24 protein-coding genes are annotated in these 26,149 nt (G+C 69.1%); 12 read left to right on the forward strand and 12 right to left on the reverse strand.

Annotated features, from left to right (window positions below; all coding sequences use genetic code 11):
* Nucleotides 1-75: 75 nt before the first annotated feature.
* From ACFJIX_RS00890 to ACFJIX_RS00910, 5 genes are all read right to left on the reverse strand, one after another.
* Nucleotides 76-1,140, reverse strand: a complete 1,065-nt coding sequence (locus ACFJIX_RS00890) for a branched-chain amino acid ABC transporter permease (protein ID WP_377157038.1) — start codon at nt 1,138-1,140, stop codon at nt 76-78.
* A gap of 33 nt (nt 1,141-1,173) precedes the next feature.
* Complete coding sequence (locus tag ACFJIX_RS00895) at nt 1,174-2,103, reverse strand: branched-chain amino acid ABC transporter permease (RefSeq protein ID WP_377157040.1); 930 nt, start codon at nt 2,101-2,103, stop codon at nt 1,174-1,176.
* Between the two features lie 28 nt (nt 2,104-2,131).
* The gene (locus ACFJIX_RS00900) at nt 2,132-3,070 is read right to left on the reverse strand and encodes an ABC transporter ATP-binding protein (protein WP_377157041.1); all 939 of its coding nucleotides are present in this window, start codon (nt 3,068-3,070) and stop codon (nt 2,132-2,134) included.
* Nucleotides 3,070-5,016, reverse strand: coding sequence for an AMP-dependent synthetase/ligase (locus tag ACFJIX_RS00905; protein ID WP_377157042.1), 1,947 nt, complete (start codon nt 5,014-5,016; stop codon nt 3,070-3,072). The genes ACFJIX_RS00900 and ACFJIX_RS00905 overlap by 1 nt, the downstream gene beginning before the upstream one ends.
* 149 nt (nt 5,017-5,165) lie before the next feature.
* On the reverse strand, nt 5,166-5,993 hold the full coding sequence (locus tag ACFJIX_RS00910; protein ID WP_377157044.1) for a hypothetical protein: 828 nt from the start codon (nt 5,991-5,993) through the stop codon (nt 5,166-5,168).
* Nucleotides 5,994-6,254: 261 nt separating this feature from the next.
* On the opposite strand from ACFJIX_RS00910, the gene ACFJIX_RS00915 reads away from it, so the two are divergent.
* Nucleotides 6,255-6,911 carry a Crp/Fnr family transcriptional regulator gene (locus tag ACFJIX_RS00915; RefSeq protein ID WP_377161525.1) on the forward strand — a complete coding sequence of 219 codons (657 nt, stop codon included), beginning with the start codon at nt 6,255-6,257 and terminating at the stop codon, nt 6,909-6,911.
* Here the strand turns inward: ACFJIX_RS00915 and ACFJIX_RS00920 are convergent.
* From ACFJIX_RS00920 to ACFJIX_RS00930, 3 genes are all read right to left on the reverse strand, one after another.
* Entirely contained in the window at nt 6,865-7,206 is a 342-nt protein-coding gene (locus ACFJIX_RS00920) for a hypothetical protein (RefSeq protein ID WP_377157046.1), read from the reverse strand. The two genes, ACFJIX_RS00915 and ACFJIX_RS00920, sit on opposite strands and share 47 nt — an antisense overlap.
* A 59-nt stretch (nt 7,207-7,265) precedes the next feature.
* The gene (locus tag ACFJIX_RS00925; protein WP_377157048.1) at nt 7,266-7,613 is read right to left on the reverse strand and encodes a class IIb bacteriocin, lactobin A/cerein 7B family; all 348 of its coding nucleotides are present in this window, start codon (nt 7,611-7,613) and stop codon (nt 7,266-7,268) included.
* 211 nt (nt 7,614-7,824) lie between these two features.
* Nucleotides 7,825-8,415: a GNAT family N-acetyltransferase gene (locus tag ACFJIX_RS00930; RefSeq protein WP_377157050.1), complete on the reverse strand. Its 591-nt coding sequence runs from the start codon at nt 8,413-8,415 to the stop codon at nt 7,825-7,827.
* 336 nt (nt 8,416-8,751) lie between these two features.
* Between ACFJIX_RS00930 and ACFJIX_RS00935 the strand changes: the two genes are divergently transcribed.
* The 5 genes from ACFJIX_RS00935 (at nt 8,752) to ACFJIX_RS00955 (ending at nt 16,516) form a co-directional block, all read left to right on the forward strand.
* Complete coding sequence (locus ACFJIX_RS00935) at nt 8,752-9,435, forward strand: response regulator transcription factor (RefSeq protein ID WP_088406092.1); 684 nt, start codon at nt 8,752-8,754, stop codon at nt 9,433-9,435.
* Nucleotides 9,425-10,795, forward strand: coding sequence for a sensor histidine kinase (locus ACFJIX_RS00940; RefSeq protein ID WP_377157052.1), 1,371 nt, complete (start codon nt 9,425-9,427; stop codon nt 10,793-10,795). The genes ACFJIX_RS00935 and ACFJIX_RS00940 overlap by 11 nt, the downstream gene beginning before the upstream one ends.
* A 107-nt stretch (nt 10,796-10,902) precedes the next feature.
* Entirely contained in the window at nt 10,903-11,796 is an 894-nt protein-coding gene (imuA, locus tag ACFJIX_RS00945; protein ID WP_377157053.1) for a translesion DNA synthesis-associated protein ImuA, read from the forward strand.
* Nucleotides 11,747-13,141: a Y-family DNA polymerase gene (locus ACFJIX_RS00950; RefSeq protein WP_377157055.1), complete on the forward strand. Its 1,395-nt coding sequence runs from the start codon at nt 11,747-11,749 to the stop codon at nt 13,139-13,141. The genes imuA and ACFJIX_RS00950 overlap by 50 nt, the downstream gene beginning before the upstream one ends.
* Before the next feature lie 33 nt (nt 13,142-13,174).
* The gene (locus tag ACFJIX_RS00955; RefSeq protein ID WP_377157057.1) at nt 13,175-16,516 is read left to right on the forward strand and encodes an error-prone DNA polymerase; all 3,342 of its coding nucleotides are present in this window, start codon (nt 13,175-13,177) and stop codon (nt 16,514-16,516) included.
* 88 nt (nt 16,517-16,604) lie between these two features.
* Here ACFJIX_RS00955 and ACFJIX_RS00960 read toward each other — a convergent pair whose 3' ends face one another.
* Nucleotides 16,605-16,925 carry a hypothetical protein gene (locus tag ACFJIX_RS00960; RefSeq protein ID WP_377157059.1) on the reverse strand — a complete coding sequence of 107 codons (321 nt, stop codon included), beginning with the start codon at nt 16,923-16,925 and terminating at the stop codon, nt 16,605-16,607.
* Between the two features lie 8 nt (nt 16,926-16,933).
* Nucleotides 16,934-17,212: a hypothetical protein gene (locus ACFJIX_RS00965; RefSeq protein WP_331614967.1), complete on the reverse strand. Its 279-nt coding sequence runs from the start codon at nt 17,210-17,212 to the stop codon at nt 16,934-16,936.
* A gap of 260 nt (nt 17,213-17,472) precedes the next feature.
* Between ACFJIX_RS00965 and ACFJIX_RS00970 the strand changes: the two genes are divergently transcribed.
* Together ACFJIX_RS00970 and ACFJIX_RS00975 are read left to right on the forward strand one after the other, a co-directional pair.
* Nucleotides 17,473-18,282 carry an esterase/lipase family protein gene (locus ACFJIX_RS00970; protein ID WP_377157061.1) on the forward strand — a complete coding sequence of 270 codons (810 nt, stop codon included), beginning with the start codon at nt 17,473-17,475 and terminating at the stop codon, nt 18,280-18,282.
* Between the two features lie 109 nt (nt 18,283-18,391).
* Nucleotides 18,392-19,081 carry a hypothetical protein gene (locus ACFJIX_RS00975; RefSeq protein WP_377157062.1) on the forward strand — a complete coding sequence of 230 codons (690 nt, stop codon included), beginning with the start codon at nt 18,392-18,394 and terminating at the stop codon, nt 19,079-19,081.
* A 294-nt stretch (nt 19,082-19,375) separates the two neighbouring features.
* Here ACFJIX_RS00975 and ACFJIX_RS00980 read toward each other — a convergent pair whose 3' ends face one another.
* On the reverse strand, nt 19,376-20,290 hold the full coding sequence (locus ACFJIX_RS00980) for a hypothetical protein (RefSeq protein ID WP_377157064.1): 915 nt from the start codon (nt 20,288-20,290) through the stop codon (nt 19,376-19,378).
* A gap of 715 nt (nt 20,291-21,005) precedes the next feature.
* On the opposite strand from ACFJIX_RS00980, the gene ACFJIX_RS00985 reads away from it, so the two are divergent.
* The 3 genes from ACFJIX_RS00985 to ACFJIX_RS00995 all read left to right on the forward strand — a co-directional run bounded on the left by ACFJIX_RS00985 (nt 21,006) and on the right by ACFJIX_RS00995 (nt 23,774).
* Nucleotides 21,006-22,115 carry a hypothetical protein gene (locus ACFJIX_RS00985; protein WP_377157065.1) on the forward strand — a complete coding sequence of 370 codons (1,110 nt, stop codon included), beginning with the start codon at nt 21,006-21,008 and terminating at the stop codon, nt 22,113-22,115.
* Between the two features lie 248 nt (nt 22,116-22,363).
* Nucleotides 22,364-23,236, forward strand: coding sequence for a class D beta-lactamase (gene blaOXA / locus ACFJIX_RS00990; protein ID WP_377157066.1), 873 nt, complete (start codon nt 22,364-22,366; stop codon nt 23,234-23,236).
* Nucleotides 23,237-23,279: 43 nt separating this feature from the next.
* Nucleotides 23,280-23,774, forward strand: a complete 495-nt coding sequence (locus ACFJIX_RS00995; protein ID WP_377157067.1) for a copper chaperone PCu(A)C — start codon at nt 23,280-23,282, stop codon at nt 23,772-23,774.
* 40 nt (nt 23,775-23,814) lie between these two features.
* On the opposite strand, the gene ACFJIX_RS01000 is transcribed toward ACFJIX_RS00995, so the two are convergent.
* Nucleotides 23,815-24,750, reverse strand: a complete 936-nt coding sequence (locus ACFJIX_RS01000; RefSeq protein ID WP_377157069.1) for a LysR substrate-binding domain-containing protein — start codon at nt 24,748-24,750, stop codon at nt 23,815-23,817.
* Between the two features lie 162 nt (nt 24,751-24,912).
* Between ACFJIX_RS01000 and ACFJIX_RS01005 the strand changes: the two genes are divergently transcribed.
* The gene (locus tag ACFJIX_RS01005; RefSeq protein ID WP_377157071.1) at nt 24,913-25,953 is read left to right on the forward strand and encodes a zinc-binding alcohol dehydrogenase family protein; all 1,041 of its coding nucleotides are present in this window, start codon (nt 24,913-24,915) and stop codon (nt 25,951-25,953) included.
* Nucleotides 25,954-26,149 lie beyond the last annotated feature (196 nt).

Below are 26,149 nucleotides of genomic sequence, written 5' to 3' on the forward strand. Positions count from 1 at the left end.
CTTCAAGCTCATGGTGTCGTCTCCTGGTGGTGCACTCTGCGGTGCGGTTTGAAATCGGTGGGATTCAAGGCGCCCTCAATGAGGGAACGGCCACAGCCTCAGCTTTTGACGGGCGGTGGACCACAGGCGGGCCAGGCCGTGCGGCTCGACGATGAGGAAGAACACGATCAGCGCGCCGAAGATCATGTGCTCCAGGTGCGAGGCCGCGCCCGTGGACAGCGGCAGCCCCAGCCAATGCGGCACGTGGTTCAGCAGCAGCGGCAGCAGCACGATGAACGCGGCACCGAAGAAGCTGCCCGCGATGGACCCGAGCCCGCCGATGATGATCATGAACAGCAGCTGGAAGGACTTGTCGATGCCGAAGGCCGCCGGCTCCCACGCGCCCAGGTGCACGAAGCCCCACAGCGCGCCGGCCACGCCGACGATGAAGCTGCTGACCGCGAAGGCCGTCAGCTTCGCGTGCACCGGCCGGATGCCGATGACGGCGGCGGCGACGTCCATGTCGCGCATCGCCATCCACTCGCGGCCGATGGCGCCGCGCACCAGGTTCTTGGTCAGGATCCCGCACACGACCACCAGCGACAGGCACAGCAGGTAGCGCTGCGCCGGCGTCTCCAGCGGCAGGCCGAACAGCTGCAGCGTGCCCACGCTCACCGAGCCCGACGACGAGTTGTTCGTCACCCACGGCACGCGGTTGGTGAACCAGTCGATGAAGAACTGCGCCGCCAGCGTCGCGACCGCGAGGTAGAGCCCGCGGATGCGCAGGCTTGGCAGCCCGAACAGCACGCCGCAGACCGTCGCGGCCAAGCCGCCGCCGATCAGCGACAGCAGCAGCGGCATGCCCTCGATGCGCACCTGCAGGTTGTAGGCCGCATAGGCGCCGACAGCCATGAAGGCGCCGGTCCCCAGCGAGATCTGCCCGCAGTAGCCCACGAGCACGTTCAGGCCCAGCGCCGCCAGCGACAGCACGAGGAAGGGGATCAGCACCGCGCGGAAGGTGTAGTCGCTCGCCAGCCAGGGCACGGCGACGAAGGCGATCAACGCCAGAGCGAGCACCGCCCGGCGGTCCTGCGCCACCGGGAACAGCGCCAGGTCCGCGCGGTAGCTGGCCTTGAACTGGCCGTTTTCACGATAGAACACGGTCGTCTCCTTGATCGTTCGTCGAGTACGGACTCAGACGCGATCGATGATCTTGTCGCCGAAGAGACCTTGCGGCCGCACCAGCAGGAAGCTCAGCGCGAGCACGTAGGCGAACCAGTTCTCGATGCCGCCGCCGACGGACGGTCCGAGGTAGATCTCCGACAGCTTCTCGCCGACGCCGATGATCAGCCCGCCGACGATCGCGCCGGGCACCGAGGTCAGGCCGCCGAGGATGACGACCGGGAAGGCCTTCAGCGCCACGAGCGAGATCGAGTACTGCACGCCCAGCTTGCTGCCCCAGATGATCCCGGCCACCAGCGCGACCAAGCCGCCGACGGACCAGACGATCACCCAGATGCGCGACAGCGGGATGCCGATGGACTGCGCGGCCTGGTGGTCGTCGGCGACCGCGCGCAGCGCGCGGCCGGTGCGGGTCTTCTGGAAGAACAGCGACAGCAGGCCCACCAGCGCCGCGGCGATCACGGCCGAGTACAGGTCTTCCTTGTTGAGCAGCAGCCCGCCCGGGAACGTGTCCTCGAGCACGAACAGCGGATCCTTCGGCAGGCCCACATCGATCTTGTAGGTCGAGCTGCCGAAGATCAGCTGGCCGGCGCCGTCGAGGAAGTAGCTGATGCCCAGCGTCGCCATCAGCAGCGTGATCGCCGGCTGGTTGACCAGGCCGCGCAGCGCCAGCCGCTCGACCAGCCAGGCGACGACGACCATGCAGGCCGCGGCCGCCGCCAGCGCCAGCACGTTGGCCAGCAGCAGGCTCTCGAAGCCGAACCACCGCGGGAACCATTCGGCGAAGCGCGCCATCGCCAGCGCCGCGAACAGCACCATCGCGCCCTGCGAGAAGTTGAAGACGCCGGAGGCCTTGAAGATCAGCACGAAGCCCAGCGCGACCAGCGCGTAGAGCATGCCCGCCATCAGGCCGCCGAAGACGGTTTCGAGGAAGAAGCCCATGATCGTTTCCTTTGCCTGCTTCCCGGCGTCACTCGCCCGCGCCGAGGTAGGCGCGGATCACTTCGGGATTGGCGCGCACCTCGTCGGGCGTGCCGTCGCCGATCTTCTTACCGTAGTCGAGCACCACGACACGGTCGCTGATGTCCATGACCACGCCCATGTCGTGCTCGATCAGGACGATGGTCGTGCCGAACTCGTCGTTGACGTCCAGGATGAAGCGGCACATGTCCTGCTTCTCCTCGACGTTCATGCCGGCCATCGGCTCGTCGAGCAGCAGCACCTTGGGCTCCATCGCCAGCGCGCGGCCCAGGTCCACGCGCTTCTGCAGCCCGTAGGACAGGCCGCCGACCGGCGTCTTGCGATGCGCCTGGATCTCGAGGAAATCGATGATGCGCTCGACCTTCTCGCGGTGCTCGATCTCCTCGTGCACCGCCGGCCCGATCCGCAGCGCCTGCCACAGCAGGTGGCGCTTCATGTGCAGGTTGCGGCCGGACATGATGTTGTCCAGCACGCTCATGCCCTTGAACAGCGCCAGGTTCTGGAAGGTGCGCGCGACGCCGCGCTCGGCCATGCGGCGCAGCCGCGTGCGGGGGCTCCACTGGCGCACGTCCTCGCCGCGGTAGCGGATGTCGCCCTGCTGCGGCTGGTAGACGCCGTTGATGCAGTTCAGCATCGAGCTCTTGCCGGCGCCGTTCGGGCCGATGATGGCGCGGATCTCGTGCTCGCGGACGTCGAAGCTGATGTCGTTGAGCGCCTTCACCCCGCCGAAGGACAGCGAGATGTGCTCGACCTCGAGGATCACGTCGCCGATGCGCCGGCCCGGTGCCGGGTCGCCTGCGGAGCGCGGCGATGCCGCGCCTTGCGCCGGCGTCGTCGGGGGCACGGCGTGGCCGGCCTCCTGGAACTGCGCGCCGGACGGGGCCGCGGCTCCGCCGCCCGCTGCATTGACGGTCAGACTGGCGCTCATCAGGCGGCCCTCCGGGTGTGCGGGAAGGTGGTCGCCTCCTCGATGCGCAGGTCGGCGCTGACGCTGCCGCTGCGGCCGTCCTCGAAACGCACCGCCGTCTCGATGAACTGCGAGGTCTTGCCCTCGTAGAGCGCATCGATCAGCACGCGGTACTTGTCGGCGATCGCGCCGCGGCGGACCTTGCGCGTGCGGGTGAGCTCGCCGTCATCCGCGTCCAGCTCCTTGTGCAGCACCAGGAAGCGCGTGATCTGGCTGCCGGCCAGACGCTCGTCCTGGGCGAGGTCGGCGTTGACCTTCTCGACGCAGTCCTTGATCAGGCCGAGCACCTCCGCCTTGCCGGCCAGGTCGGTGTAGCCGGCGTAGGCGAGGTTGCGGCGCTCGGCCCAGTTGCCGACGGCCTCGAAGTCGATGTTGATGAAGGCGCAGACGCGGTCGCGGCCGTCGCCGAAGGCCACCGCCTCCTTCACGAAGGCGAAGAACTTCAGCTTGTTCTCGACGTACTTGGGCGCGAACATGGCGCCGTCATGCGCGCCGCCGCGCAGCCGGCCGACGTCCTTGGCGCGATCGATGATCTTCAGGTGGCCGCCCGCGTCGAGGAAGCCCGCATCGCCGGTGCGATACCAGCCGTCGGCGCCGAGCACCTCGGCCGTCGCCTCCGGGTTCTTGTAGTAGCCCTGGAGCAGGCCCGGCGAACGCACCAGGATCTCGCCGTTGTCCGCGAGCTTGATCTCGACGCCGTCGATGGGCACGCCGACGGTGTCGGACTTGGCTTCATGGTCCGGCTGCAGGCAGACGAAGACGGCGGTCTCGGTCGAGCCGTAGAGCTGCTTCAGGTTGATGCCGATCGAGCGGTAGAAGCTGAAGAGATCGGGGCCGATGGCCTCGCCCGCCGTGTAGGCCACGCGCACCCGCGAGAAGCCCAGCGCGTTGCGCAGCGGACCGTAGATCGCGAGGTCGCCGAGGCGGTACTTGAAGCGCTCCCAGCCGCCGACCGGCTTGCCGTCCATCAGCGCCGGGCCGACGCGGTTCGCCAGCGCCATCGCCTTCGCGAACAGCCAGCGCTTGGGCGCGCCAGCGTCCTCCATGCGGATCATCACGCTGGTGAGCAGGCCCTCGAAAACGCGCGGCGGCGCGAAGTAGTAGGTCGGACCGATCTCCTTGAGGTCGATGCTGACGGTGCTGGCCGACTCGGGGCAGTTGACGACGTAGCCGCAGGCCAGCCACTGCGCGTAGCTGAAGACGTTCTGACCGATCCAGGCGCAGGGCAGATAGGCGAGGACCTCCTCGTCGGCGCCGAGCTTGTCGAAGCGCGCGCCCGCCTGGGCGCGGTCGATCAGCGAGGTGTGCGTGTGCACGACGCCCTTCGGATGGCCGGTGGTGCCGGAGGTGAAGAACATCGCCGCCACGTCGCCGGCGCGGCCCGCGTCGACTTCGCGTTCGAACCAGCCGGGATGCCGCAGCGCATGCGCGCGGCCGTCGTCGCACAGGCCATCGATCGAGGCGAGTCCGTCCGCGGCGTAATGGCGCAGGCCGCGCGGATCGTCGAACCAGATGCGCCGCAGCGCGGGGCATTGATCGCGGATCTCGAGCAGCTTGTCGACCTGCTCCTGGTCCTCGACGACGACGAAGGCGACGTCGGCGTTCTGCAGCGGGTACGCGAATTCGGCGGCGACGGCGTCCTGGTACAGCGGCACCGGAATCGCGCCCAGCGACTGCGCCGCGAGCATCGAGGCATAGAGCCGCGGCCGGTTCTCGCCGATCACGACGAGGTGCTGGCCGCGCGTCATGCCGGCGGCGGCGAAGCCATGCGCGAGGTCGCGCACGAGCGCCGCCAGCGCCGCCCAGTCGAGCGTCTGCCAGATGCCGAGCTCCTTCTCGCGCAGCGCCGGCGCATGGGGGCGCTGGGCGGCGTGAGCGAGCAGCAGGCGGGGGAAGGTCTGTTCCACCGTCGTCTCCTTTGTGCTTCCCCGCTGTCGCCATCTCTGATGGAGGCGCTCTGGCCGCGGGGTTGCGCCGACTGTAGGCCGGCTCTTTGACGTCGTGTTGTCGTTGCGACGACAGTCCTAGGGAGACTTCGGGGGAGCGTTTTCCCGGATCAGGCGGGCGTTCTCTCGATGGCGTCCGCGCGTGCCTGGTGCCCGACGGGCTGTTGCGGCACTGACGCGATGGTCAGGGCCGGGAGTCCGCGACGAGGCCCGAGCCCAGGCCAGGAGAGCCCGAGAAGACGCGGGGCTTCGGCGGTCCGAATGGCGGTGCACAGCCCGCGGAAGTCTCCCTGCAGCTCGGCCAGAGCGTCCGGCTTCTTCAGGTCGACGCGCCAGCGATCGTGGAACGACCTGAGCCGGCGCCCGATGAGCCAGTCGTTGCCTTCCTTGCAGCGCTGTGTGAGTTTGCCGATCAGGTATCCGAACTGGGGGACGTTACCGGGAATGACGATCTCATCCGGACACGGCGACTCCGGTTGGGTCCCGTCGCTGGTCAAGTCCTTGACGGCGATCGACAGCATGCAACGGTTCAGGGACATCAATTCGTCGAGATAGCGCTGGCGCCTCTGCGTGGAAGCGCCGGGATCTTCACTTCGCGACTCCTGCGCCGCCTTCAGCAACACCCCGGCCCGCTCCACGAAGCATCTGAGACCGCAGTGTTCGCTCTTCATGAGACGGTCGACCGTTTCCTTGACCACGATCGAGTGAGCGGCCTGCGCCTTGATCGCGGTCAGGACGTCCTCAGGGGAAGCGAGCAGCTTCGTGGCGTGCCGATCCAGCAGCGCGTCGGTCTGCCTGGTGATGCCATTCAGCTGCGAGCGGACCTCGGCGTGGTACTGGTCCTTGGCAAGCTGGTCCTCGGACGTCCACCGGCTGACCGGGATGGTGGCGCCAACAGCGATTGGAAAAGAAGGCGTCGTCGTTATTGCAGAAAACATCAGGCCACACGTCAAAAAGGTAAGAAGCTGCGCTAGTGAACTGGGTTGTCAAACAGGTTCCTGCTCCGTGTTTCCCCCAGGGCACCGCGTCAGGTTCCTGTCATGCGCCGGCGCGATGAACGGGGGATGGCCCCGACCCCCGACACCGTTGTCCACGCCGCGCCAGGTTCCCCCCTGCATGCGGCCCTGCAGACGCCCCTCTCGGGGGCTGTGCCGACGCAGCCGATCCGCTTGCGCGCGCGGGCCGCGAGCGCGCAGGAGATGAGCGCCATTCCGTGGCTGAAGGCGATCGAACCCGAACTGCGCGAACGCGTCGCCTCCAGCATCCAGGTGGCGGAGGTCGAGGTCGGCGAGCGGATCTGTCGCATCGGGCGCGAGGCCAACTTCTGGTTCGGCGTCATCGACGGACTGCTGAAGATGAGCAACGACGAGGCGGCGGCGCGGCAGGTCACCTTCACCGGCGTGCCGCCGGGCGGCTGGTTCGGCGAGGGCACGCTGCTCAAGCGCGAGGCCTATCGCTACAACATCCAGGCGCTGCGGCGCAGCGTGGTGGCGGGGCTGCCGCTGGAGAGCTTCCACGAACTGCTGGCGACCAGCCTGGCCTTCAACCGCTACGTGCTCAACCAGCTCAACGAGCGGCTGGGCCAGTTCATCGCCGCGCGCGAGATCGACCGCCAGAGCGACCCCGACCTGCGCGTGGCGCGCAACCTGGCGGCGCTGTTCCACCCGCAGCTCTACCCCGGGGTGAACGGACTGCTGCGCATCACGCAGCAGGAACTGGGGCACCTGGTGGGACTCTCGCGCCAGCGCGTCAACGAGGCGCTGCGCCACCTGCAGGAACAGCGCCTCATCGCCGTCGAGTACGGCGGGCTCAGGGTGCTCGATCTGGCGGGGTTGAGGGTGTATCCGCAGCAGTAGCGCGGGGACCCTTGCACGAGCGAGTCTTGATGGCCTTCGCACGTCGGTGGTGGCGGAAGAAGGCGAGTCCGCCAATGCACAGTGCAATGACGATGGCGAATGCACCTGCGCGCGCGAATGCCTCCGGCGGCGTATAGCGATCGAGATTCAATAGCGCGTTGATCCCGAACACCGCGAAGAGAAAGCCGATCAAGCTGAAGCGCCCTCGCTTCGACGCGAACAGTTCAGAGTGCCGGACCGTGAGGTAAGGGACTGGGCCGCTGTTCAGGAAGAACTGGATGATGAAGTTGTCCATGGGGTTGTTTCCATGACTGCCGGCGTGGCTCCCCGCCACGCCGGACGATGAGGGTTTGATCAGTGCTGTTCCATGGAATACCTGATGGGGTTGGGACGGCTGGCGGTATACGCGCCTATCAAGCCGACGGCCAAACCCGTCGATTGCATGGCCACTCCACCAAGGCCACCGAAGAACCCGGCAACGCCGCCAAGAATGGCGGCCGAGGCGATCTGCCCCGCATTGCCTCCGGAAAGATAGGAGCCGGCTCCAGAGACGATGGCGCCGACAACAGCGCCGCCCGGGCCAAACCCGCCTTGGACCTGATCTATTTCCTCCGCAGTGAGCTCCCGCATGCCCGCTTCCAGCAGCACGGTCGCCTCACTGGATGGTGTTTCAAAAGATGGGGACGTAGGGCGTGTCGTCATCGAAGTCTCTCGTTGAATGGAGAAGCGCGGCCGACATGACCGCCTTCGTCCCACGACTGATGTCAATGGGACGACTTCATTGCATCCGCCACTCGGACCTGTCTCTACGACCGAAAGGTGTACAACTTCGTGCAGGTGTCAAACATTCGGGTGGGTCGACCCACCCAAAGGAGTGGGAGGCAACCCGTCGCGGGCGCCGCAGCGCTCTCGCTCACGCCCCGAACGGCGTCGCTTCCGGCGGTTCCGGCGGCAGCGCCGCGTACTGGCCCGCGTTGATCTCGTAGAGCAGGCTCGCGGCCTCGCCGGGACAGTCGGCGACCGAGCCGGTCAAGCGCAGGCCGACACGCTCCAGCGTCTTGCGCGCCGCCGTGTTGCCCGGCGCCAGCAGCGCGTGCACCGACGTCGCATGCAGGCTCTCGAAGGCCAACGTCAGCGCCGCGGTCGCCATCTCCGCCGCATAGCCCCGACCCCAGTGATCGGACAGGAAGTGGAACTCCAGCAGCAGCGCCGGCGCGCCGCAGATGCGACCCCGGCTCAAGCCGCCGAAACCGATCGCGCCCAGCGAGGGCTGCTCCCGCAGCGCCACCGCCCACGGCCCCAGGCCGTCGCGCGTCCACAGCGCGCGCCAAAGCTCCAGCCGCTCCGACGCGGCCGGACCACCCGCGTCGAATCGACGATTCGCGGGATCGGTCAGCAGGTCGCGGAAGGCGCGTGCATCCGCCGCGGCAGGCGGACGCAGGCTCAGCCGGCGGGTCGCGGTGAGCCGCTCGACGGCGGGGATGGAGATGAAGGGCGCAAGCATAGGGTTAACCCGCAAATTATGCGCCCAACCCGGATTTCAAGTGCAGCGTCGACCGGGCGGTCGGTGACAGGCCCGGACTTGCGTCACGAAACGTGACCAAGCGCATGGAACCGCGGAAGCTTCGAGCCCGTCGCGCGCCAATCGCCCACCTTGTGTCCGCATCACAGGGGGATGCCCCTCGCGAGGGCGGTGCCGACAGCCCGCGGACAGGTCGGACAGGCCCCGCTCGCATAGCATTCCCGGCATCCGCGGGTCTCGCGGGGGGACCTCTCCCCCAACGGGTCCCGTCCCTCAGGACGACGCGGCGCCCGGCGCCGCAGGAACGAGAGCCTCGTGATGAAGCTGCTGGTCATCGAAGACAACCCGGACATCGTCGCGAACCTGTTCGCCTACCTCGAGCCGATGGGCTACGCGCTGGACGTGGCCCGCAACGGCCTGGGCGGCCTGGCGCAGGCCGCCGCCGGCTCCTACGACGCGATCGTGCTGGACCTGACCCTGCCCGGCCTGGACGGCCTGGACGTGGCCCGGCGCCTGCGCAAGGACTTCCGCCGCCCCACCCCCATCCTCATGCTGACCGCCCGCGACACGATCGCCGACAAGGTCACCGGCTTCGAGAGCGGCGCCGACGACTACCTCGTCAAGCCCTTCTCCCTGGTCGAGCTGGAGATCCGCCTCAAGGCGCTGATGCGGCGCTCGCATGGCCTGAACCTCAGTTCGGCGGTCAGCTACGCCGACGTCAGCTTCGATCCCGACACGCTCGAAGCCACCCGCGCCGGCAAGCCGCTGCAGTTGACGCCCACCGGCTACAAGCTGCTGTCCGCGCTGCTGCGCGAAGCGCCCAAGCTGGTCCGCCGCGAGGACCTCGAGCGCGAGGTCTGGGGCAACGATCCGCCCGACAGCGACGCGCTGCGCACCCACATCCACGCGCTGCGCGCGGCGCTGGACAAGCCCTTCCCCGTCCCGCTGCTGAAGACCCATCCGGGCATCGGCTACCGGCTGGTGTCGCCCGATGCGGGATGAGCCGCGGCGCGACCCCGGCGATCCACGCGGCCACCCTCGTGGCGAAGCCCGCGCCGGCCGCTCGACGGCCGCGCCGACCACGCTGCGCACGCGCGTGGCCGCCGCCTTCCTGCTGCTGACGCTGCTGGTCTGCGGCGCCTTCGCGGTCGCCGCGGTGCGCATCGCCTCGAGCATCGAGGACCGCCTCGTCGACCAGCGCCTGGACCGCACCGCCGACGAGCTGATCGCCCGCGAGAAGCAGGGCCTGGAAGCCGACCTGCCGCCCAGCGTCACGCTCTACAAGGGCGATGCCATCCCGCAGGCACTGCGCGGCAAGCCGCCGGGCAAGTACACGCTGCCGCAGGAGGACGCCACCTTCACCGCCCTGGTCCGCGACGACCTCGGGACGGTCTTCGTGCTGACCGACCGCGACGAGGATTTCGCCAAGATCGAGGCGGGCGTCTACGGCCTGCTCGGCCTGGCCTTCGTCTGCTGCCTGGGACTGGCGCTGTTCCTGGCGCAACTGACCGCGAGCCGCATCGTCGCCCCGGTCACCGCGCTGGCCCGCGCCGTCGAGACCGACACCGCGCCGCGCGAATATCCGCTGCTGGACTCGACCGACGAACTGGGCGTGCTGTCGCGCGCATTCGCGGCCAAGACCGAGGCGCAGCAGCGCTACCTGGACCGCGAGCGCTGGTTCACCGGCGATGTCAGCCATGAGTTGAGAACGCCGCTGGCTGTGATGCTGGGCGCCGCCGAAATCCTGAAGGCGCGGCTGCACGATCGCGACGACATGGTCGAACTGGCCGAGCGCATCCGGCGCACCGCGGCCGACACCAGCGAGCGCGTCGTCGCGATGCTGCTGCTGTCGCGCGACCCGGCCAGCATCGGCGCGCCGCCGACCGCGCTGCTGCCGCTGCTGCGCCAGGAGATGGAACGCTGCCGGCCGCTGCTCAAGGGCAAGGAGGTCGAGATGACGCTGCATGCCGCGTCCGCCGACGCCGGCCTGGAAGTGCCCGCGCGGCCTGAGCTCGCGGCCATCGCGCTGGGCAACCTCATCCGCAATGCCTGCCAGTTCACCGACCAGGGCCGCGTCGACATCCGGCTCGAGGCCGGCCGCGTGGTCATCGAGGACACCGGCATCGGCATCCCGCCGGCGGTGCGCGACCGGATCTTCGACCGCTTCATGCAGGTCGACCCGGCGGGCGCCGGCAGCGCGGGCCTGGGCCTGGCCATCGTCAAGCGCGTCGCCGAGCACCTGGGCTGGACCGTGAGCCTGGAAGCGCCGGCCCGTGGGGGTACGCGATTCGTACTCGCTTTTCCCACGTCGCCCGCCTCCGCCGAGATGCCGGCCGGCCATCGGGACATTCTCCCGACTTGAGTTGAAACAGCCCTGGACGGGGCTGTCGTCGTCCTATACTGTATGCACATACAGTAATCCCACGCCGGTTCCTCAACCGGCGTTTTTGTCTCTCGACGACGCCCGCCATGCCTGCCCTGTCCGCCCCTCTCGCCCCACTTCCGCCTGCCGTGGCGGAGGCGATCTGGCGCGGCGACGCGCTGGGCCGCGGCACCGACACCGTCTGGCCGAGCGGCTTCGACGCGCTGGACGCCGAGCTGCCCGGGGGCGGCTGGCCAGGGCGCCAGTTGACCGAAGTGCTGCTGCCGCAGTTCTCGCTGGCCGAATGGCGGTTGGCGGGACCGGCGCTCCGACGCGTCGTCGCCGACGGTGCCGCGGTGGCGATGGTCGGACCGCCCAAGCGCCCCCACCTGCCCGGCCTGATGCACCTGGGGCTGGATGAGCGCCACCTCGTCTGGATCGACGCGCGCGCGCCGTCGGAGCGGCTCTGGTGCACCGAACAGCTGATCAAGTCCAACGCCGCCGGCGCGGTGCTGGCCTGGCTGCCGCAAGCCGCGCCCGAGCAGTTGCGGCGGCTGCAGGTGCTGGCGCAGTCGTTCGAAGGACCGGTGTTCCTGTTCCGGCCGCTGGCGGCCCGCCATGACCCGTCGCCGGCGCCGCTGCGGGTGCTGGCGACGATCGATGTCGACTGGGCCCTGGACGTCCAGATCCTCAAGCGCAAAGGCCCCGCCCACGAGACCCCGCTGCGGCTGGCCTCGATCCCCGGCGGGCTCGAGCATGTCCTGACCCCGCGCGTGATGCGGCCCAGCACGATGCGCCCGGTGGCGCCGATGACGGTGCCGGTCGCCGACGTGGCCGAAGCCGTCAACGAGAGGGGCAGCCAGGCACAGGTCATTGCCGGGCCCCTGCTCGAGACGGTGTCCGAATCCCTCCACGAGCCCGTGGCGCTCACCCTGTTCCCGGAGTTCTCCCATGTTGTGGGTCGCACTGATCCTGCCGCCTCGTCCGCCGGCACCGTTTGAGGACCCGTCGACCGCGCCGCCGCCGCATCCCTGGGGGATCTGCGCGGAGACGCAGGCGGGCCTGGCGGTGTGGTGCCTGCAGTTCACGCCGCGCGTGGCGCTGATGGAGGACGCCGTCGTGATGGAGGTCGAGGCCAGCCTGCGGCTGTTCCGCGGCCTGCCCGCGCTGAAGGCGCGCCTGAGCGACGAAGCGCCCGACCTGGGCGCCGTGGGCATCGGCTGGGCGCCGTCGGCCACCGCCGCGCTGGTACTGGCGCGTTGCGGCGTGCTCGACCTCGGCGGGCGGCTGTTGCAGGCGGTGCTGGACCCGTTGCCGCTGCAGGCGCTGAGCGCCGGCGCGGAACACGCGGAACCGTTGAGCCGCGCCGGCATCAACACGCTGGGCCAGTTGCGGGCGCTGCCGCGCGGCGGCATCAGCCGCCGCTTCGGCGCGGCGCTGCTGACGATGCTGGACCAGGCCTACGGACTGCGGCCCGAGGCGCACGCCTGGGTCGCGCTGCCCGAGGACTTCCACGCCCGCGTCGAGCTCCCCTGCCGCGAGGACCACGCGCCCGCGCTGCTGCTGGGCACGCGGCCGCTGCTGATGCGGCTGTGCGGCTGGCTGGCGGCGCGCCATGCGGGCGCCACCGGCGTCACGCTGCACTGGGTGCACGACTCGATGCGCGCCAAGGACGCCGGCGAAGGCGGTTGCCTCACGATCCGCACCGCCGAGCCGATCCGCGAGCTCGAACACTTCTGCCGGCTGATGGCCGAGCATCTGGCCAAGACCCAGTTGCTGGCGCCGGTCGGTGAACTGCGGCTGGAGGCGGTCGGCGTGCAGGCGCTGGTGGAGGACAGCGGCTCGCTGCTGCCCGACGTGGTGCGCACCGGCGAGACGCTGTACCTGACCCTGGAACGCATCGCCGCGCGGCTCGGTCCTGAGCGGGTGCAGCAGCCGGTCCTGGGTGACGATCACCGGCCCGAATGGCAGACGCGCTGGCGAACCTGCGGCGACGGCCGGACGGCCTCCCGCCGCAAGGGTCGGCAGGCGGCGGTGCGCGCGCCGGCCGTGCCGGAGCCCGCCTTCCTGCTCGACCCGCCGCTGCGGCTGGCGGTGCGCGAGCACCGGCCGCACTACCAGGGCCCGTTGACGCTGCTGGTCGGGCCGGATCGCATCGAGGGCGGCTGGTGGGACCGCATCCCCGACACGAAGGCGCACCGCAAGGTCACCCGCGACTACTGGATCGCCGTCAACGAGAACGCCGGCGTGCTGGCCGTCTATCAGGAACGGCTGAGCGGGACGGGCAACGGCGACGACGACAAGTCCGCCGTGCAGGCGTGGTTCCTGCACGGGATGTATGCCTGATCAGGCACCCTCCGTTCGTACAGGCCGCTCACCATGCCCGCCCTCCCTGGCGCCTCGGTCCTTCCCGACTACGCCGAGCTGCGCTGCCTCAGCAACTTCAGCTTCCTGAAGGGCGCGAGTTGGCCCGAGGAACTGGTCGTGCGCGCCAAGGAGCTCGGCTACGCCGCGCTCGCGATCACCGACGAGTGCAGCATGGCCGGCATGGTGCGCGCGCACGTGGCCGCGAAGCAGCACGGCATGAAGCTGCTGGTGGGCAGCCAGTTCCTCATTGAACCCAGCGGCGCCTCAGGGCGCACCTCAGGCGCCTCAGGCGCCTCAGGCGCGTTGGGCACGTCGGGCGCGTTGGGCGAGCAGGATGCGGGGGACGAAGGCCCGTTCACGCTGGTGGTGCTGGCCTGCAGCCTGAACGGCTACGGCAACCTGTGTCAGTTCATCTCGCGGCTGCGGCGCTCGGCCGAGAAGGGCACCTACCACTGCACGCGGGCCGACATCGGCCCGCAGACGCTGGACGACTGCGTCATGATCGCCTGCCCGGACCGACATGCGACGCCGGCGCAATTGCTGTCGATGGCGCGCTGGCTGTTGTCGCGCTTCACCGGGCGTTGCTGGCTGGGCATCGACCAGCCCCAGCACGCCGACGACGAGATCCGCCTGCTGCGCCTGCGCGAGGCCGGCGCGCTGACCGAGATCCCGCTGGTGGCCGTGGGCGACGTCACCATGCACGTGCGCAGCCGCAAGCCGCTGCAGGACGTGCTGACGGCCACACGCCTGGGCAAGCCGCTGACCGAGTGCGGCCAGGCGCTGGACCGCAACGCCGAGCGCCACCTGCGCCACCGCAGCCGCCTCGCGCTCAGCTTCCCGGCCGACCTGCTCGCCGAGACGCTGCGCGTCGTCGAGTGTTGCGAATTCAGCCTCGACGAACTGCGCTACCACTACCCGTCCGAGGTCGTGCCCGACGGCCAGACGCCTGCCAGTCATCTGCGCCGCCTGACCTACGAGGGCGCGGGCCGTCGCTGGCCCGAGGGCGTGCCGGCCGCGGCCAGCGAGCAGATCGAGCGCGAGCTCGCACTGATCGAGGAACTGCGCTACGAGCACTACTTCCTGACGGTGGCCGACATCGTCCAGTTCGCGCGTTCGCAGGGCATCCTGTGCCAGGGCCGCGGCAGCGCGGCGAACTCCATCGTCTGCTACTGCACGCACGTGACCGAGGTCGACCCGGCGCGGATGCAGGTCCTGTTCGAGCGCTTCATCAGCAAGGAACGCAACGAGCCCCCGGACATCGACATCGACTTCGAACACGAGCGCCGCGAGGAGGTCATCCAGTACCTCTACCGCAAGTACACGCGCGAACGCGCGGCGCTGGCGGCGGTGGTGATCTCCTACCGCGTGAAGAGCGCGCTGCGCGACGTCGGCAAGGCACTGGGCTTCGAGCCCGAGGTGCTGGACACGCTGTGCGGCAACCATCAATGGTGGGACGGCCAGACCATCGATGCCGAGCGGCTGCGCGAGTCCGGGCTCGAGGCCGACGACCTCGCAGTGCGCCAACTGGTCGAGATCACGTCGGAGCTGCTGGGCTTCCCGCGACACCTGTCGCAGCACCCGGGCGGCTTCGTGCTGACGCACGGGCCGCTGACGCGCATGGTGCCGGTGGAGAACGCCTCGATGCCGGACCGCACCGTCATCGAGTGGGACAAGGACGACCTCGACGCGGTAGGCTTGCTCAAGGTCGACGTGCTGGGGCTGGGCATGCTCACGGCGATCCGCAAGACGCTGGACTTCGTCGGCAAGCGCGAGCGTTATCCGTTCGAGCTGAAGGACATCCCGGACGGGGACGACGAGACCTACAAAATGATCCAGCGTGCCGAGACCATCGGCGTGTTCCAGATCGAGAGCCGCGCGCAGCGCAGCATGCTGCCGCGGCTGAAACCGAAGGAGTTCTACGACCTGGTCATCGAGGTGGCGATCGTGCGTCCCGGGCCGATCCAGGGCGGCATGGTGCACCCCTACCTGCAGCGACGTCAGGGCTTCGAGGAGGTCGTTTATCCGCAGGGACTGGAGACGGTCCTGAAGCGCACGCTGGGCGTCCCGGTCTTCCAGGAGCAGGTGATGCAGATTGCGATGATCGCGGCCGGATTCTCAGGCGGCGAGGCCGACGAACTGCGACGCTCGATGGCCGCGTGGAAGCGCAAGGGCAACCTGGACAAGTACCGCGCGAAACTGATCGACGGGATGCGGGAACGGAACTATCCGGTGTCTTTTGCCGAGCAGATCTTCGAGCAGGTGAAGGGCTTCTCGGAATACGGCTTCCCGGAGTCGCACGCGGCCTCGTTCGCGCTGCTGGTCTACACGAGCAGCTGGCTGAAGCGGCACCGGTCAGCCGAGTTCCTGGCGGGACTGCTGAACGCGCAACCGCTGGGCTTCTATTCGCCGAGCCAACTGGTGCAGGAGGCCAGACGCAAGGGTGTCGAGGTGCTGCCGCCGGACGTGATGCACAGCGACTGGGACTGCACGCTGGAGCGCGCGGATGGGCGTGTCATCCGCCCGACGCAGCGCGGCGCGGCCGCCGACACGATCGATGCGATGCCACTGGATGAGGACGGCATCGCCGTGGAAGACGATGGCGACCCCTACCTCGACGCAGAGGAAGCGCTCGCGGCCGACGCGGCGCCGGTGAAGGTGCGGCTGGGATTGCGGCTGGTCAAGGGACTGCAGCAGGCCTCGGCGGCGCTGATCTGCCGCGAGCGTCGGAACGGCCCGTTCAACGACGCGGAGGACCTGGCGCGACGCACCGGACTGAACCAGCAGCAGATGACGATGCTGGCGGCGGGCGATGCGTTGACCAGCATCAGCGGCCACCGCCGCCAGCAGATGTGGGATGCGGCCGCGCAGCATGCGCCGCCGCCGCTGCTGGCTTCTGCGCCGGTGCAGGAGGATTTCCTCGCGCTGCCGCAGGCGCCGGAGGGCGAGGAGATCGTCTTCGACTACGCGTCGCTGGGCCTGACGCTGCGCCGCCACCCGCTGTCGCTGCTGCGGCCGCTGCTGCGCGAACAGCGCTGGATGTCGGCCGAGGAACTGAACGAGTTGCCCGACGGCCGACCGGCGCGCGGCTGCGGGATCGTGACGGTCAAGCAGCAGCCGGCGACGGCCAAGGGCACGATCTTCATTTCCCTGGAAGACGAGACCGGCGACATCCAGGTCATCGTCCACCGCGCGCTGTGGCAGCGGCAGCGGCACGTCATGCTGCATTCGCGCCTGATGGCGGTGAAGGGCAAGTGGCAGCGCAGCGGCGACGTGCGCAACCTGATCGCCGGACACCTGCAAGACCTGACCCCGATGCTGGGACGGTTGAGGACGGAGAGCCGGGATTTTCATTGATCCGGCTCCGCCAGCAGCCTCTCACCGGATGGACTGTCCACGGCATTCCCCAACGAAATGAGCTTGCGCATGGCTTGCTTGTCAAACGTCATGAACACTTCACCGCCTGCAAGACGACCTTCGCAAGCAATGGCGCCGTCAGCAAAATCTCCGCCCAGTCAAGCATCGACAGACCTGCGGCGACAGCCAGTCGATCCACCTTGACGGCGGGTTTCTCCACGACGCTACGAATCGCTTCGGCGATGTCCTCGCACGCGAACTTGTAGGATCGTCCCAGCACCCAAGCGAATTCGCAGAGGCATGCGACGGTCACGATGACCAATTGCGCCTCAACGAGGAGTCTTGCAGCGGCACGAGCCTGATCGAGATCATCCAGAACAGCGATCCTCACCAGGACATTCGTGTCCACCGTGATCCTCATTTTTCCCCCGCCCAACCACGTGCGATCGTCTCGCTCATCTCCTCGATGGACACCGGACCGGCGCGGCCCCTCGGCACGTTGGCAAGGATGCCGTAAAGATCGCTGATGTCACCGGAGCGCGGACCGCGCAACACACAGCAACCGTCCAGCAGAAGATCGATTTCGATCTGTTCTCCGGGCTTCACCTTCATCTGTTGCAGGACCAGCGGGTCCAACTGGATGGTCCTCCTTTGCGACACGGTCATCGGCAACAGGTCGATCGTCAAGACGCTCATGACACGCGCTCCTTCGAAATCCGTTCAAGGACTGAAAGCCTAGCTCTGGGCCGCACTGAAAAACCGCCGCTCCCTCTGACTTCCGTCAATGGTGGGAGAGATCGCAGCCCATCCCCCGGATGTAGGTCCCGTCCGACGAACACATGCGACCTTGTGGGGATGCCCGTGGAACGCGGCTTGCGGAAAGATCGACTCAACTGTCCTTCTGCCGACCTCGCCGCCGACCTCGCAGGTCACGCCGGAGAGGCGGCCTCAAGACCATGAAGAAGATCGCCGCCCTTCCCGATGCGATGCCCGTCCCGGCACCGGTCATCTGTTCCCCGTCCTGGGCCCTGCTCGGCATCGAGCCGCTGCGTGCCGCGATGGAATACGCCAGCTGCCGCATGATGGACCGCAGCGGCCATCCGCCCGGTGACGGACACCCCGTCATCGTGTTCCCCGGCCTGGCCGCGGACGCGCAGTCGATCGCGCCGCTGGTGGGCTTCTGCCACGGGCTCGGTTATGCGGCACGCGACTGGGGACGCGGCATCAACACCGGTCCCACCGGCGACATCGACCTGTGGCTCGACACGCTCGCCGCCGACATCGAGGCGCTCGTCGCCGGACAGTCGCAGCCGGTGTCGCTGGTGGGCTGGAGTCTCGGCGGCATCTATGCGCGCGAGATCGCCAAGCGCATCTCGCTGCCGGTGCGCCAGGTCATCACGATCGGCACGCCGATCACCGGCGAGGCGACGCAGACCAACGTCAGCCTGATCTACCGCTGGGTCAACGGCAGGCTGCCGGTGCTCGACGACGACTTCAAGTCGCGCCTCATCGCCGCGCCGCAGGTGCCGACGACCTCGATCTACAGCCGCAGCGACGGCGTCGTCGCGTGGCAGGCCTGCGTGCAGCCGGAGGACCATCCGATGGTCGAGAACGTCGAGGTCGACGGCAGCCATTGCGGCCTGGTCTGGAATCCCGCCGTCCTCAAGGTCGTGGCGGATCGGCTGTCGCATGCGCCTGATACATGGCGTCGATACGGCGAAAGCACCGAGCCCGCAGCCATGACCGCCACTCGGTCGATGAACTGAACACCGACTGATGTCACCCGCTGGACGAACGGAGGGCCGCTGAAGGAAATGGCGAACCGGACCAGGTTGAGCCGGACTCATGGCCCTTCCTCATCAACCGTCCTTGTCCATGTCGTTTCCTCTCCCGACCCTTGAAGCCTTCGTTATCAATCCGCTGAGCGGGGACGTGTTCGTCCAGAGCATGGCGAAGTACGCACCCGCCGAGAAGCTGGCCGCCGAACTTTTCCGACGCCCCATGCCGGACACCTTGAAGGGCAAGGCGGCCTACATCGAGGATTGCGCCCTGTACGTCCAGGACCATACCGAATTGGCCGAGTGCCCACGCTTTGCGCCGAAGCTGGCGACGCGCTTCGATCAACTGCGGACCCAGCTCAAGTCCTGCACCGACGGCCTGCAGACGCTGCGCATGGCGCGGGAAGCAAAGTCCATGGTGGCCTCACTTGTCTTGAGGCTCGCTCCCGCCGGCGACGTCAAGATCAAGCCCTATGGCACCCCGCCGGGCAACATCCCCGAGATGCTGGACTTCCTTGACTACCCTTACAACGTCCAGGCCCGGGCCGTCGATCAGATGCGCCCGGACGCGCTCGACATCATCACTGCGCTGTTCAACCAGTCGTTGGAGCAATCGAGGGAATTCCTGCAAGACAGTGACTTCGGTCCTTCACCCGACGCCCTCATCCTTGCCGCCGAGAACGGCCAGTCTTTCGATTCGGTGCGGCGAAAGATGTTGAATTCGGGGGCGAGCGCCTCTCTCCATAGCGGTCGTCACAACAGTTGTTACGACGTCGAGTATGGTTGATCCGACAGGGGCTCTGGGCACCGCGCTCATCGCCCTGCGGACATCGCGCGACCGCAGGCTTGCGGTCGCGCGGTGATCATCTGATCAACGCGATCAGGATGATGATGGGAATGGGCACGCCCAGGAAAAAGAGCAGCAACGATCGCATGTGAGTTCTCCTTGTCTCAGTCGATGAGGTCGCGCTGCCGGCCGCCGAAGGTGGCCAGCAGGCTCGCGGTGAATGCGCCGATCAGCAGCGCGACAACCATCCACAACGCCGTCGTCAGCGCCGTCTTGCGAGCGGCGTCGGCGGCTTCACGGGCACGGGTCTCCAGGGCTTGCGCCTCGGCGCGAGCCCGCTGCAGCGTCTCGGTGACGCGCCGCTCCGCCTCCGCTTGCGTCAGGCCGGTGCGCTGCGCCACCAGTTGTCCCGCGGCGCGCGTGTCTTCCGGCGACAGCGTCCCCGCCATCGCGCAACGCACGCACGAGCAGACGATTCAACGACGCCGACGACTGCTCCTCCGCATGGACCATCGAGGCATCCGGCCACGCGCGCAGCGTCGCCGGATTGGCCCCGGCGGGCGCCGCGGAGGACGTCGATGCCGTTGTCGGTGCCGTCGCCGCGGGCCGCAGCAGCGTGTCCACGTAGTAGCCGAAATCGCCGCTCCCCAGCGCGGTCCGCGCGGTTCCCGAAGAACTGCCCTTCACGCCGGACTCATCCGCCGCAGTCCCGGCAGCAGCTGTCGCAGCCGCCGCCCCTGTGGCCGCGGTCCCGGCCGCCAACGCCGCGCCCTTCACGCCGATCCCGGCGATCGCGCCGACCGAGGCGGTCAGCACGGCGGCGGTGAACAGCGTGGCCACCGCCCACGACAGCAGGCCATGGGCCGTGTCGCGGAAATGGACCTCGTCCGCGTCGGTATCGCGCCATCGCACGCGCAGCCGGCCGGCGAGATAACCGCCGAGTCCGGACGCCGCCAATTGCGTGAACGCGAGCCAGACGATGCCCGCCACGCCCAGCGTCGCGGCGCTAGCGCCGTCGCCGGCCCAGGGCGACGCGGCGGCCAGTCCCAACCCCGCGCCGAGCAGCAGCAGGATCAACGACAGCGCCGCCGCGGCAGCGGCGCCGGCCAGCACCGCGCCCCATGACACTGCGGAAGTCGACGCGCGGGGCGCGACGATTCCGCCGACATCGGCCTCGCCTGGATACCAGGCCTCATTCTTTGCCACCATGGCAGTCCCCTCGAGTTGTGATGGACAGCTACAGGCAAGGGGCGGGCCTGACGTTTCGTTACCCTCCTCGACACCCACGTCAGCACGTCAGCACGTCAGCACGTCAGCACGTCAGCACTCAGCACATCAGCACATTGGCAGGTCGGCAGCTCAAAAGCAGAAGGTCCGCAGTCCGCGGCCAGCGGTGAGCGGTGAGCGGTGAGCGGTGAGCGGTGAGCGGTCGACAGGTCGGCCCCGCGTAACCCACACGCGTAACCCACACGCGTAACCCACACGCGTAACGCCCGTTACGCCGATGCCGTCACACCGCCGAAGCACCCGGCGCAGAATGCGCCTCCAATGACCCCTCCCGCCGCCTCCCTCGTCGCCGCCGCTCCAGCAGCCGACCTGCCCCTGCATCGCATCCAGCTGCTGCCGCAGGGGCTGCGCATCGACGGACTGCCCGAACTGCGCGGCCGGCTGCTGCCGCGCCTGCTCGCCGCGCTGCTGCAGGCGCACGAGCAAGGACTGGCGCGCATCGACAGCCCGTGCTCGCGCGCCGAGCTGCGCGAGCGCATCGCCGGCATGGCCGAGCTGCACCGCACGCAGGTCTGGCGCGCGCTCGCGCTGCTCGACGACGGACCGCTGGCCGCGCTGATCGAGGCCAGCGCCCGCAGCAGCGGCCCGTTCTGGCTCAACGCCGCGCTGCTGCCGAGCTGCCGCTTCGAGATCGACGGTGAACCCGCCACCGGCGAAGCCCTCGCCCGATGGCTCGGCCAGCAGCGCCCGGTGCGCGCGCCAGCCGCCGCGCCGCTGCTCCCGCTGGCCTACGCCGAGGCGCTCGCCCGCGCCGACTACCTGCTCGACCGCGGCGAGCTCTATCCCGCCCGCCTCGCGTTGCAGCAGGCCGCGCCGCACGTGCCGCCGGGGGGACGACGCCGCCGCCGCCGCACTCGGCCTGCGCCGCGCCCGCATCGCGCGCCGGCTCGGCGACTGGGCCGCGCTGCAGGACGAGCTGCGCGACCTCGGTCAGACGCTCAACAACAGCCGCCTGCCGCGCCTGGAGCGGCGTCAACTGCGCGCCCGCGTCGCGATCCTCGCGGCCTGGCACTGGTTCGGCAGCCTCGGCCAGGCGGCGCCCGCGCTGGAGAAGCTCGACGAGGTCGATCCCGACGTGCTCGCCGCCGACTCCACGCTGCGCTGCGACCACGGCAACCTGCGCGGCATCGTGCTGCGCGACCTCGCGATCGCCCGCGGCGACGCGGCGCTCGCGACGCAGTCGCTGGCCAGCCTCGGCGACGCGCTGCGCAGCGCCTCGCTGGCCGGACTGCCCGACGCGCTCCAGGTCTGCGCCGCCAATCTGTCCAACGCGCTCGGCCGGCTTGTCGAGGCCGACCTGCTGCCCGCCGACGGGCCGGGCATCGAGGACGCGCTGCGCTGGCTGCTGCTCAGCGACGCGCTCTGCGCGCGTTGGCAGCTGGGGCGCAGCTCGCTGCTGAACACCATCTTCCTGCTGCGGCTCGCGGCGCTCGGACACCTGGACTTCGCAGCGCTCCAGCGACTGGCCACCACGCAAGGCCTGCCCCTGCCGGCCACGTCCTTCGGCGACCTCGCGGCGCAGCGCTGGGCCTCCTGCCGGGCGCGGCAGTCGCAGATCCCAGCTGATCAGCGCTGTGCGTTCCTGTTGCTGTGGGCGCGGCATGCGCTGGATGAAGGTGATGCGTTCAGCGCGACCGATCTCGTGCGTCAGGCCAGGCTGCAGGCGCGCAAGCTGCGCGATGAAGGGGCGAGGCGGCGCTATCTCGACGAGGCCGAGGCGTTGATGCCGCAGTCGCGGCAGGCGTGAGGTCCTTGAATACGGCGGGAGGTCGAGCGCGGGCACTCCACGACGTGGGGGGCATCGCCTCCGCGAACCCCCCACATCATTCCGGCCCCGGCAGCACTCGCTGTGATCGGGCCTTGGCGGAACCGGAGGGACGGGAGCGGCGGGCGCAACGGGCGGACCGGGCGCAACGGGCGTAACGTCACTTCGATGCGGTTCGGGGTCGGTGGACTTCGCACACTGGCGGCATCCCTCACAGACCGGAGACCGCCATGTCCTTTCCACGCCTGATGGCGAGCGCCCTGCTCGCCTGCCTCGCCCTCACCGCCTGCCGCGCATCGATCGCGCAGTGGGCGTCCACCGCCTCGGGCGCCGTCGCCACCGTGCCCGCCGATCAGCGCGAGCGCTGGGAAACCCGGCCCGAGCTGCAACGCCACTTCACCGAACTCGGGACGAAGGGCACGCTCGTGCTGCTCGACACCCGCGCGCATCGCTGGATTGCGTCGGACAGTGTCCGCGCCTTCGAAGGCTTCCTGCCGGCGTCGACCTTCAAGATCCCGATGTCGCTGATCGCGCTGGAGACCGGCGCCGCCGTGGACGAGACACAAGCCTTCAAGTGGGACGGCACGAAGCGCCGCATCGAGGACTGGAACCACGACCAGACGCTCGCCTCGGCCTACCAGGTGTCGGCGGTGTGGGTGTTCCAGTCGCTGGCGCGGCAGATCGGCCAGCCGACGGTGCAGCAGTTCGTGCGCGACTTCCGCTACGGCAATGCCGTCGCCGGTCCGATCGGCGACCGCTTCTGGCTCGACGGCGACATGCGCATCTCGTCGGTCGGCCAGATCGAGTTCCTGCGCCGCGTGCATGACCGCGCGCTGCCGCTGTCCGACCGCACCTACGACATCGCGCGCCAGGTGATGTTGCGGGACCAGGGTCCCGGCTGGCGCCTGTACGCCAAGACCGGCTGGGCCGACAGCACCAGGCCGGGCCTCGGCTGGTTCGTCGGTTGGGTGGAGCAGGACCGCGACGCGCGTCCCGTCTACTTCGCCCTGAACATGGACATGACCGATCCCGCCTTCTCCCCGAAACGGGCGGAGATCGTCCATCAGGTCCTGCGCTCGATGGGCGCGCTCGAAGAGCGATGACCGATACTTCCGGATCGTCATAGATCCTGGATTGGACGCCCCGATGAAGACCCGTTCCCTTGCCCGCCTGGCACTTGTTCCCGCCCTGCTGCTGACCGCCGGTCTGGCGCAGGCCCAGGTCGTCGTCGCCGACGCCTGGGTGCGCGCGACGGTGCCGCAGCAGAAGTCGACGGGCGCCTTCATGCAGATCAAGTCGCCGACGGACGTGAAGCTGATCTCGGTCAGCACTCCGGCGGCCGGCGTGGCCGAGGTGCATGAGATGGCGATGGACGGCGACGTGATGCGCATGCGGCCGGTGGCCGCGCTGGCGGTGTCGGCAGGCAAGCCGGTGGAACTGAAGCCCGGCGGTTATCACGTGATGCTGATGGACCTGAAGGGCCCGCTGAAGACTGGCGACGCAGTGCCGCTGACCTTCGTGTTCGAGAGCGCGGACAAGTCCCGCTCGACGGTCACCGTCCAGGCACCGGCAAGGACTGGCCCCGTCGTGTCGCCCGATGCCAAGGACCCGCACGCGGGTCACGGCGACCACAAGCATTGAACGGCTGCCGAGCGGCGCGCTCCTGCGCTCTCCTGGCGCATCAGCGCCTGAGGCCCTCCGCCAGGTGATCCACCAGCGCCTTCAGCCGTTGCGGCAGGAAGCGCTGGCTGGGCATCAGCGCATGCAGCGGCATCGGCCGCCCGACCCAGTCCGGCAGGACCTCAACCAGCGCGCCGCTCGCCAGGCTGTCGCGGATGTCGAGGCAGCTCTTGTAGGTCAGTCCCCGCCCTTCGAGGGCCCACTGATGGGCGATGCCGCCATCGTCCGCCGTGCGGCGCCCCTGCACCGTCACGTCCAGCGGCGCCGCCTGCATCGCGTCGCGTCGCCAGAAGCGCCATTCGCGCTCCAGCCGGTCGCCGATCTTGAAGCGGATGCACTCGTGCTGCGTGAGTTCCCCGGGATGGGACGGCCGGCCGTGCCGCTTCAGGTAGTCCGGCGAGGCCACCAGCAGCCGGCGTCCGTCATGGAGCTTGCGCGCGACCAGCCGTGAGTCGGCCAGTTCGCCATACCGCAGGGCCAGGTCGACTTCGTCGCGCACGACGTCCTGCAGCGCATCGCCCACGTTGAGCTGCAGCTCGACCCCGGGATGCCAGTCGAGGAAATCATCCAGCAGCGGCAGCACGATGCGCCGCGTCAGGTCGCTGGACGCGCTGACGCGGATCCGCCCGCGCAGCGCCGTCGCCCCGCGCCCCTTGGCGGAAGCCTCGTCGCCGCCCTCCGAGACCAGCGCGAGGCCTTCATCGAGCAGCTCGAGCGCGCGCTGCGCGTAGTCCCTCAGCCGTTCGCCGGCGGCGGTCAGCCGCAGCGCCCGGGTGCTGCGCTCGGCGAGCCGCACGCCCAGCCGCGCCTCCAGCTTCTTCAGCATCGCGCTGGCCGCCGCGGGCGTGATGCCCATCTGCCGCGACGCCGCCGTCAGGCTGCCGCCGCGCGCGCATTCGATCAGCAGGCGCAGTTCGGCGGTGTTCTCGATGTCCATGGCGGCTCCCTCCGGCGATCTTCAATCCCGTGTTGAAACTGATAGCGATTCAGCGCTCTTCATTGATTCTGCCGGAAGGCTCACCATTCGTTCCCACAGCCTCCCGCCACCTCCGTCTTTCCCCACCTTTTCCCTTCCATCCGAACCTCCAGGAGTCCCGCCATGAAAGCCGTCGGCTACTTCAAGTCCCTGCCCATCACCGAGGCCGAGTCGCTCATCGACCTCGAACTGCCCACGCCCGCCCCCGGTCAGAAGGACCTGCTGGTCGAGGTCGCCGCCATCGCCGTCAATCCGGTCGACACCAAGATCCGCGTGCGCCGTGCCAGCGCCGACGGCACGACGCCCGTGATCCTCGGCTGGGACGCCGTCGGCACGGTCCGCGCGATCGGACCGGAGGTCACCGGCTTCGCCGTCGGCGATCGCGTCTGGTATGCCGGCGACATCACCCGTCCCGGCAGCAACGCGCAGTTCCAGAGCGTCGACCACCGCATCGCCGCGAAGGCGCCGGCCTCGCTCAGCGACGCCGAAGCCGCCGCGCTGCCGTTGACCGCCATCACCGCCTGGGAGCTGCTGTTCGACCGCCTGCAGGTGCAGCAGCAGCCGGAGCGTCCGGTCAGCCTGCTGGTGACCGGCGCGGCCGGCGGCGTGGGCTCGATCCTGGTCCAGCTGGCGCGCCGGTACGACCACCTGACGGTCATCGGCACCAGTTCCGAGCCGGACGGTGAAGGCGGCAAGTGGCTCCAGGCGCTGGGCGCGCACCACGTGATCAACCATCGCGAACCGATCGCCCCGCAGATCGCCGCGCTGCAGAAGCACGGTGTGCCGCCGCTGCGCTACGTCACCAGCCTCACCCACACGCCGCAGCACTTCCAGGGGCTCGTCGAGGCGCTGGAGCCGCAGGGCAAGCTGGCGATGATCGACGACTTCGGGCCGAACGACCTGGACGTGATGGCGCTCAAGGGCAAGTCGCTGTCGCTGCACTGGGAACTGATGTTCACGCGCAGCATGCATGCGACGCACGACATCGCCGCGCAAGGCCGCCTGCTGAGCGAGGTCGCGGCCCTGGTCGACGCCGGGAAGATCCGCACGACGCTGTCCGACGTCGTCGGCCCGATCACCGCCGAGACCCTCAAGCGCGCTCACGCGCTGCAGGAGAGTCAGCGCCAACGTGGCAAGCTGGTGCTGCAGGGTTGGCCTCTCTGAGCCTCGTGCGCTGTACGGTCTGCGTTGCGCGCATGCCGCACTTCCTGTCACGACTGTGACGTCTTACCGCCCCCGGCCCGCCGGGGCGTTTTCATTCGTGGGGACTTCCGGGAAAACCTCCAGTGCGCGCGCCCTCCGCGCAGGCGATACCTCCGGACTCGGACGCCACCAAGCAGTTCGGGCGACAAAGTCAACG

It is taken from the genome of Roseateles sp. UC29_93 (genome assembly GCF_042695725.1).
Classification (GTDB): Bacteria; Pseudomonadota; Gammaproteobacteria; order Burkholderiales; family Burkholderiaceae_C; genus Roseateles; species Roseateles noduli_A.

Bases quoted from the DNA above. Each gene is read 5' to 3' on its own strand.
- ACFJIX_RS00895 (WP_377157040.1), bottom strand. From the start codon at position 2,103: ATGGGCTTCTTCCTCGAAACCGTCTTCGGCGGCCTGATGGCGGGCATG.
- ACFJIX_RS00900 (WP_377157041.1), bottom strand. From the start codon at position 3,070: ATGAGCGCCAGTCTGACCGTCAATGCAGCGGGCGGCGGAGCCGCGGCC.
- ACFJIX_RS00910 (WP_377157044.1), bottom strand. From the start codon at position 5,993: ATGTTTTCTGCAATAACGACGACGCCTTCTTTTCCAATCGCTGTTGGC.
- ACFJIX_RS00915 (WP_377161525.1), top strand. From the start codon at position 6,255: ATGAGCGCCATTCCGTGGCTGAAGGCGATCGAACCCGAACTGCGCGAA.
- ACFJIX_RS00920 (WP_377157046.1), bottom strand. From the start codon at position 7,206: ATGGACAACTTCATCATCCAGTTCTTCCTGAACAGCGGCCCAGTCCCT.
- ACFJIX_RS00925 (WP_377157048.1), bottom strand. From the start codon at position 7,613: ATGACGACACGCCCTACGTCCCCATCTTTTGAAACACCATCCAGTGAG.
- ACFJIX_RS00930 (WP_377157050.1), bottom strand. From the start codon at position 8,415: ATGCTTGCGCCCTTCATCTCCATCCCCGCCGTCGAGCGGCTCACCGCG.
- ACFJIX_RS00935 (WP_088406092.1), top strand. From the start codon at position 8,752: ATGAAGCTGCTGGTCATCGAAGACAACCCGGACATCGTCGCGAACCTG.
- ACFJIX_RS00940 (WP_377157052.1), top strand. From the start codon at position 9,425: ATGCGGGATGAGCCGCGGCGCGACCCCGGCGATCCACGCGGCCACCCT.
- imuA (WP_377157053.1), top strand. From the start codon at position 10,903: ATGCCTGCCCTGTCCGCCCCTCTCGCCCCACTTCCGCCTGCCGTGGCG.
- ACFJIX_RS00950 (WP_377157055.1), top strand. From the start codon at position 11,747: ATGTTGTGGGTCGCACTGATCCTGCCGCCTCGTCCGCCGGCACCGTTT.
- ACFJIX_RS00955 (WP_377157057.1), top strand. From the start codon at position 13,175: ATGCCCGCCCTCCCTGGCGCCTCGGTCCTTCCCGACTACGCCGAGCTG.
- ACFJIX_RS00965 (WP_331614967.1), bottom strand. From the start codon at position 17,212: ATGAGCGTCTTGACGATCGACCTGTTGCCGATGACCGTGTCGCAAAGG.
- ACFJIX_RS00970 (WP_377157061.1), top strand. From the start codon at position 17,473: ATGAAGAAGATCGCCGCCCTTCCCGATGCGATGCCCGTCCCGGCACCG.
- ACFJIX_RS00975 (WP_377157062.1), top strand. From the start codon at position 18,392: ATGTCGTTTCCTCTCCCGACCCTTGAAGCCTTCGTTATCAATCCGCTG.
- ACFJIX_RS00980 (WP_377157064.1), bottom strand. From the start codon at position 20,290: ATGGTGGCAAAGAATGAGGCCTGGTATCCAGGCGAGGCCGATGTCGGC.
- blaOXA (WP_377157066.1), top strand. From the start codon at position 22,364: ATGTCCTTTCCACGCCTGATGGCGAGCGCCCTGCTCGCCTGCCTCGCC.
- ACFJIX_RS00995 (WP_377157067.1), top strand. From the start codon at position 23,280: ATGAAGACCCGTTCCCTTGCCCGCCTGGCACTTGTTCCCGCCCTGCTG.
- ACFJIX_RS01000 (WP_377157069.1), bottom strand. From the start codon at position 24,750: ATGGACATCGAGAACACCGCCGAACTGCGCCTGCTGATCGAATGCGCG.
- ACFJIX_RS01005 (WP_377157071.1), top strand. From the start codon at position 24,913: ATGAAAGCCGTCGGCTACTTCAAGTCCCTGCCCATCACCGAGGCCGAG.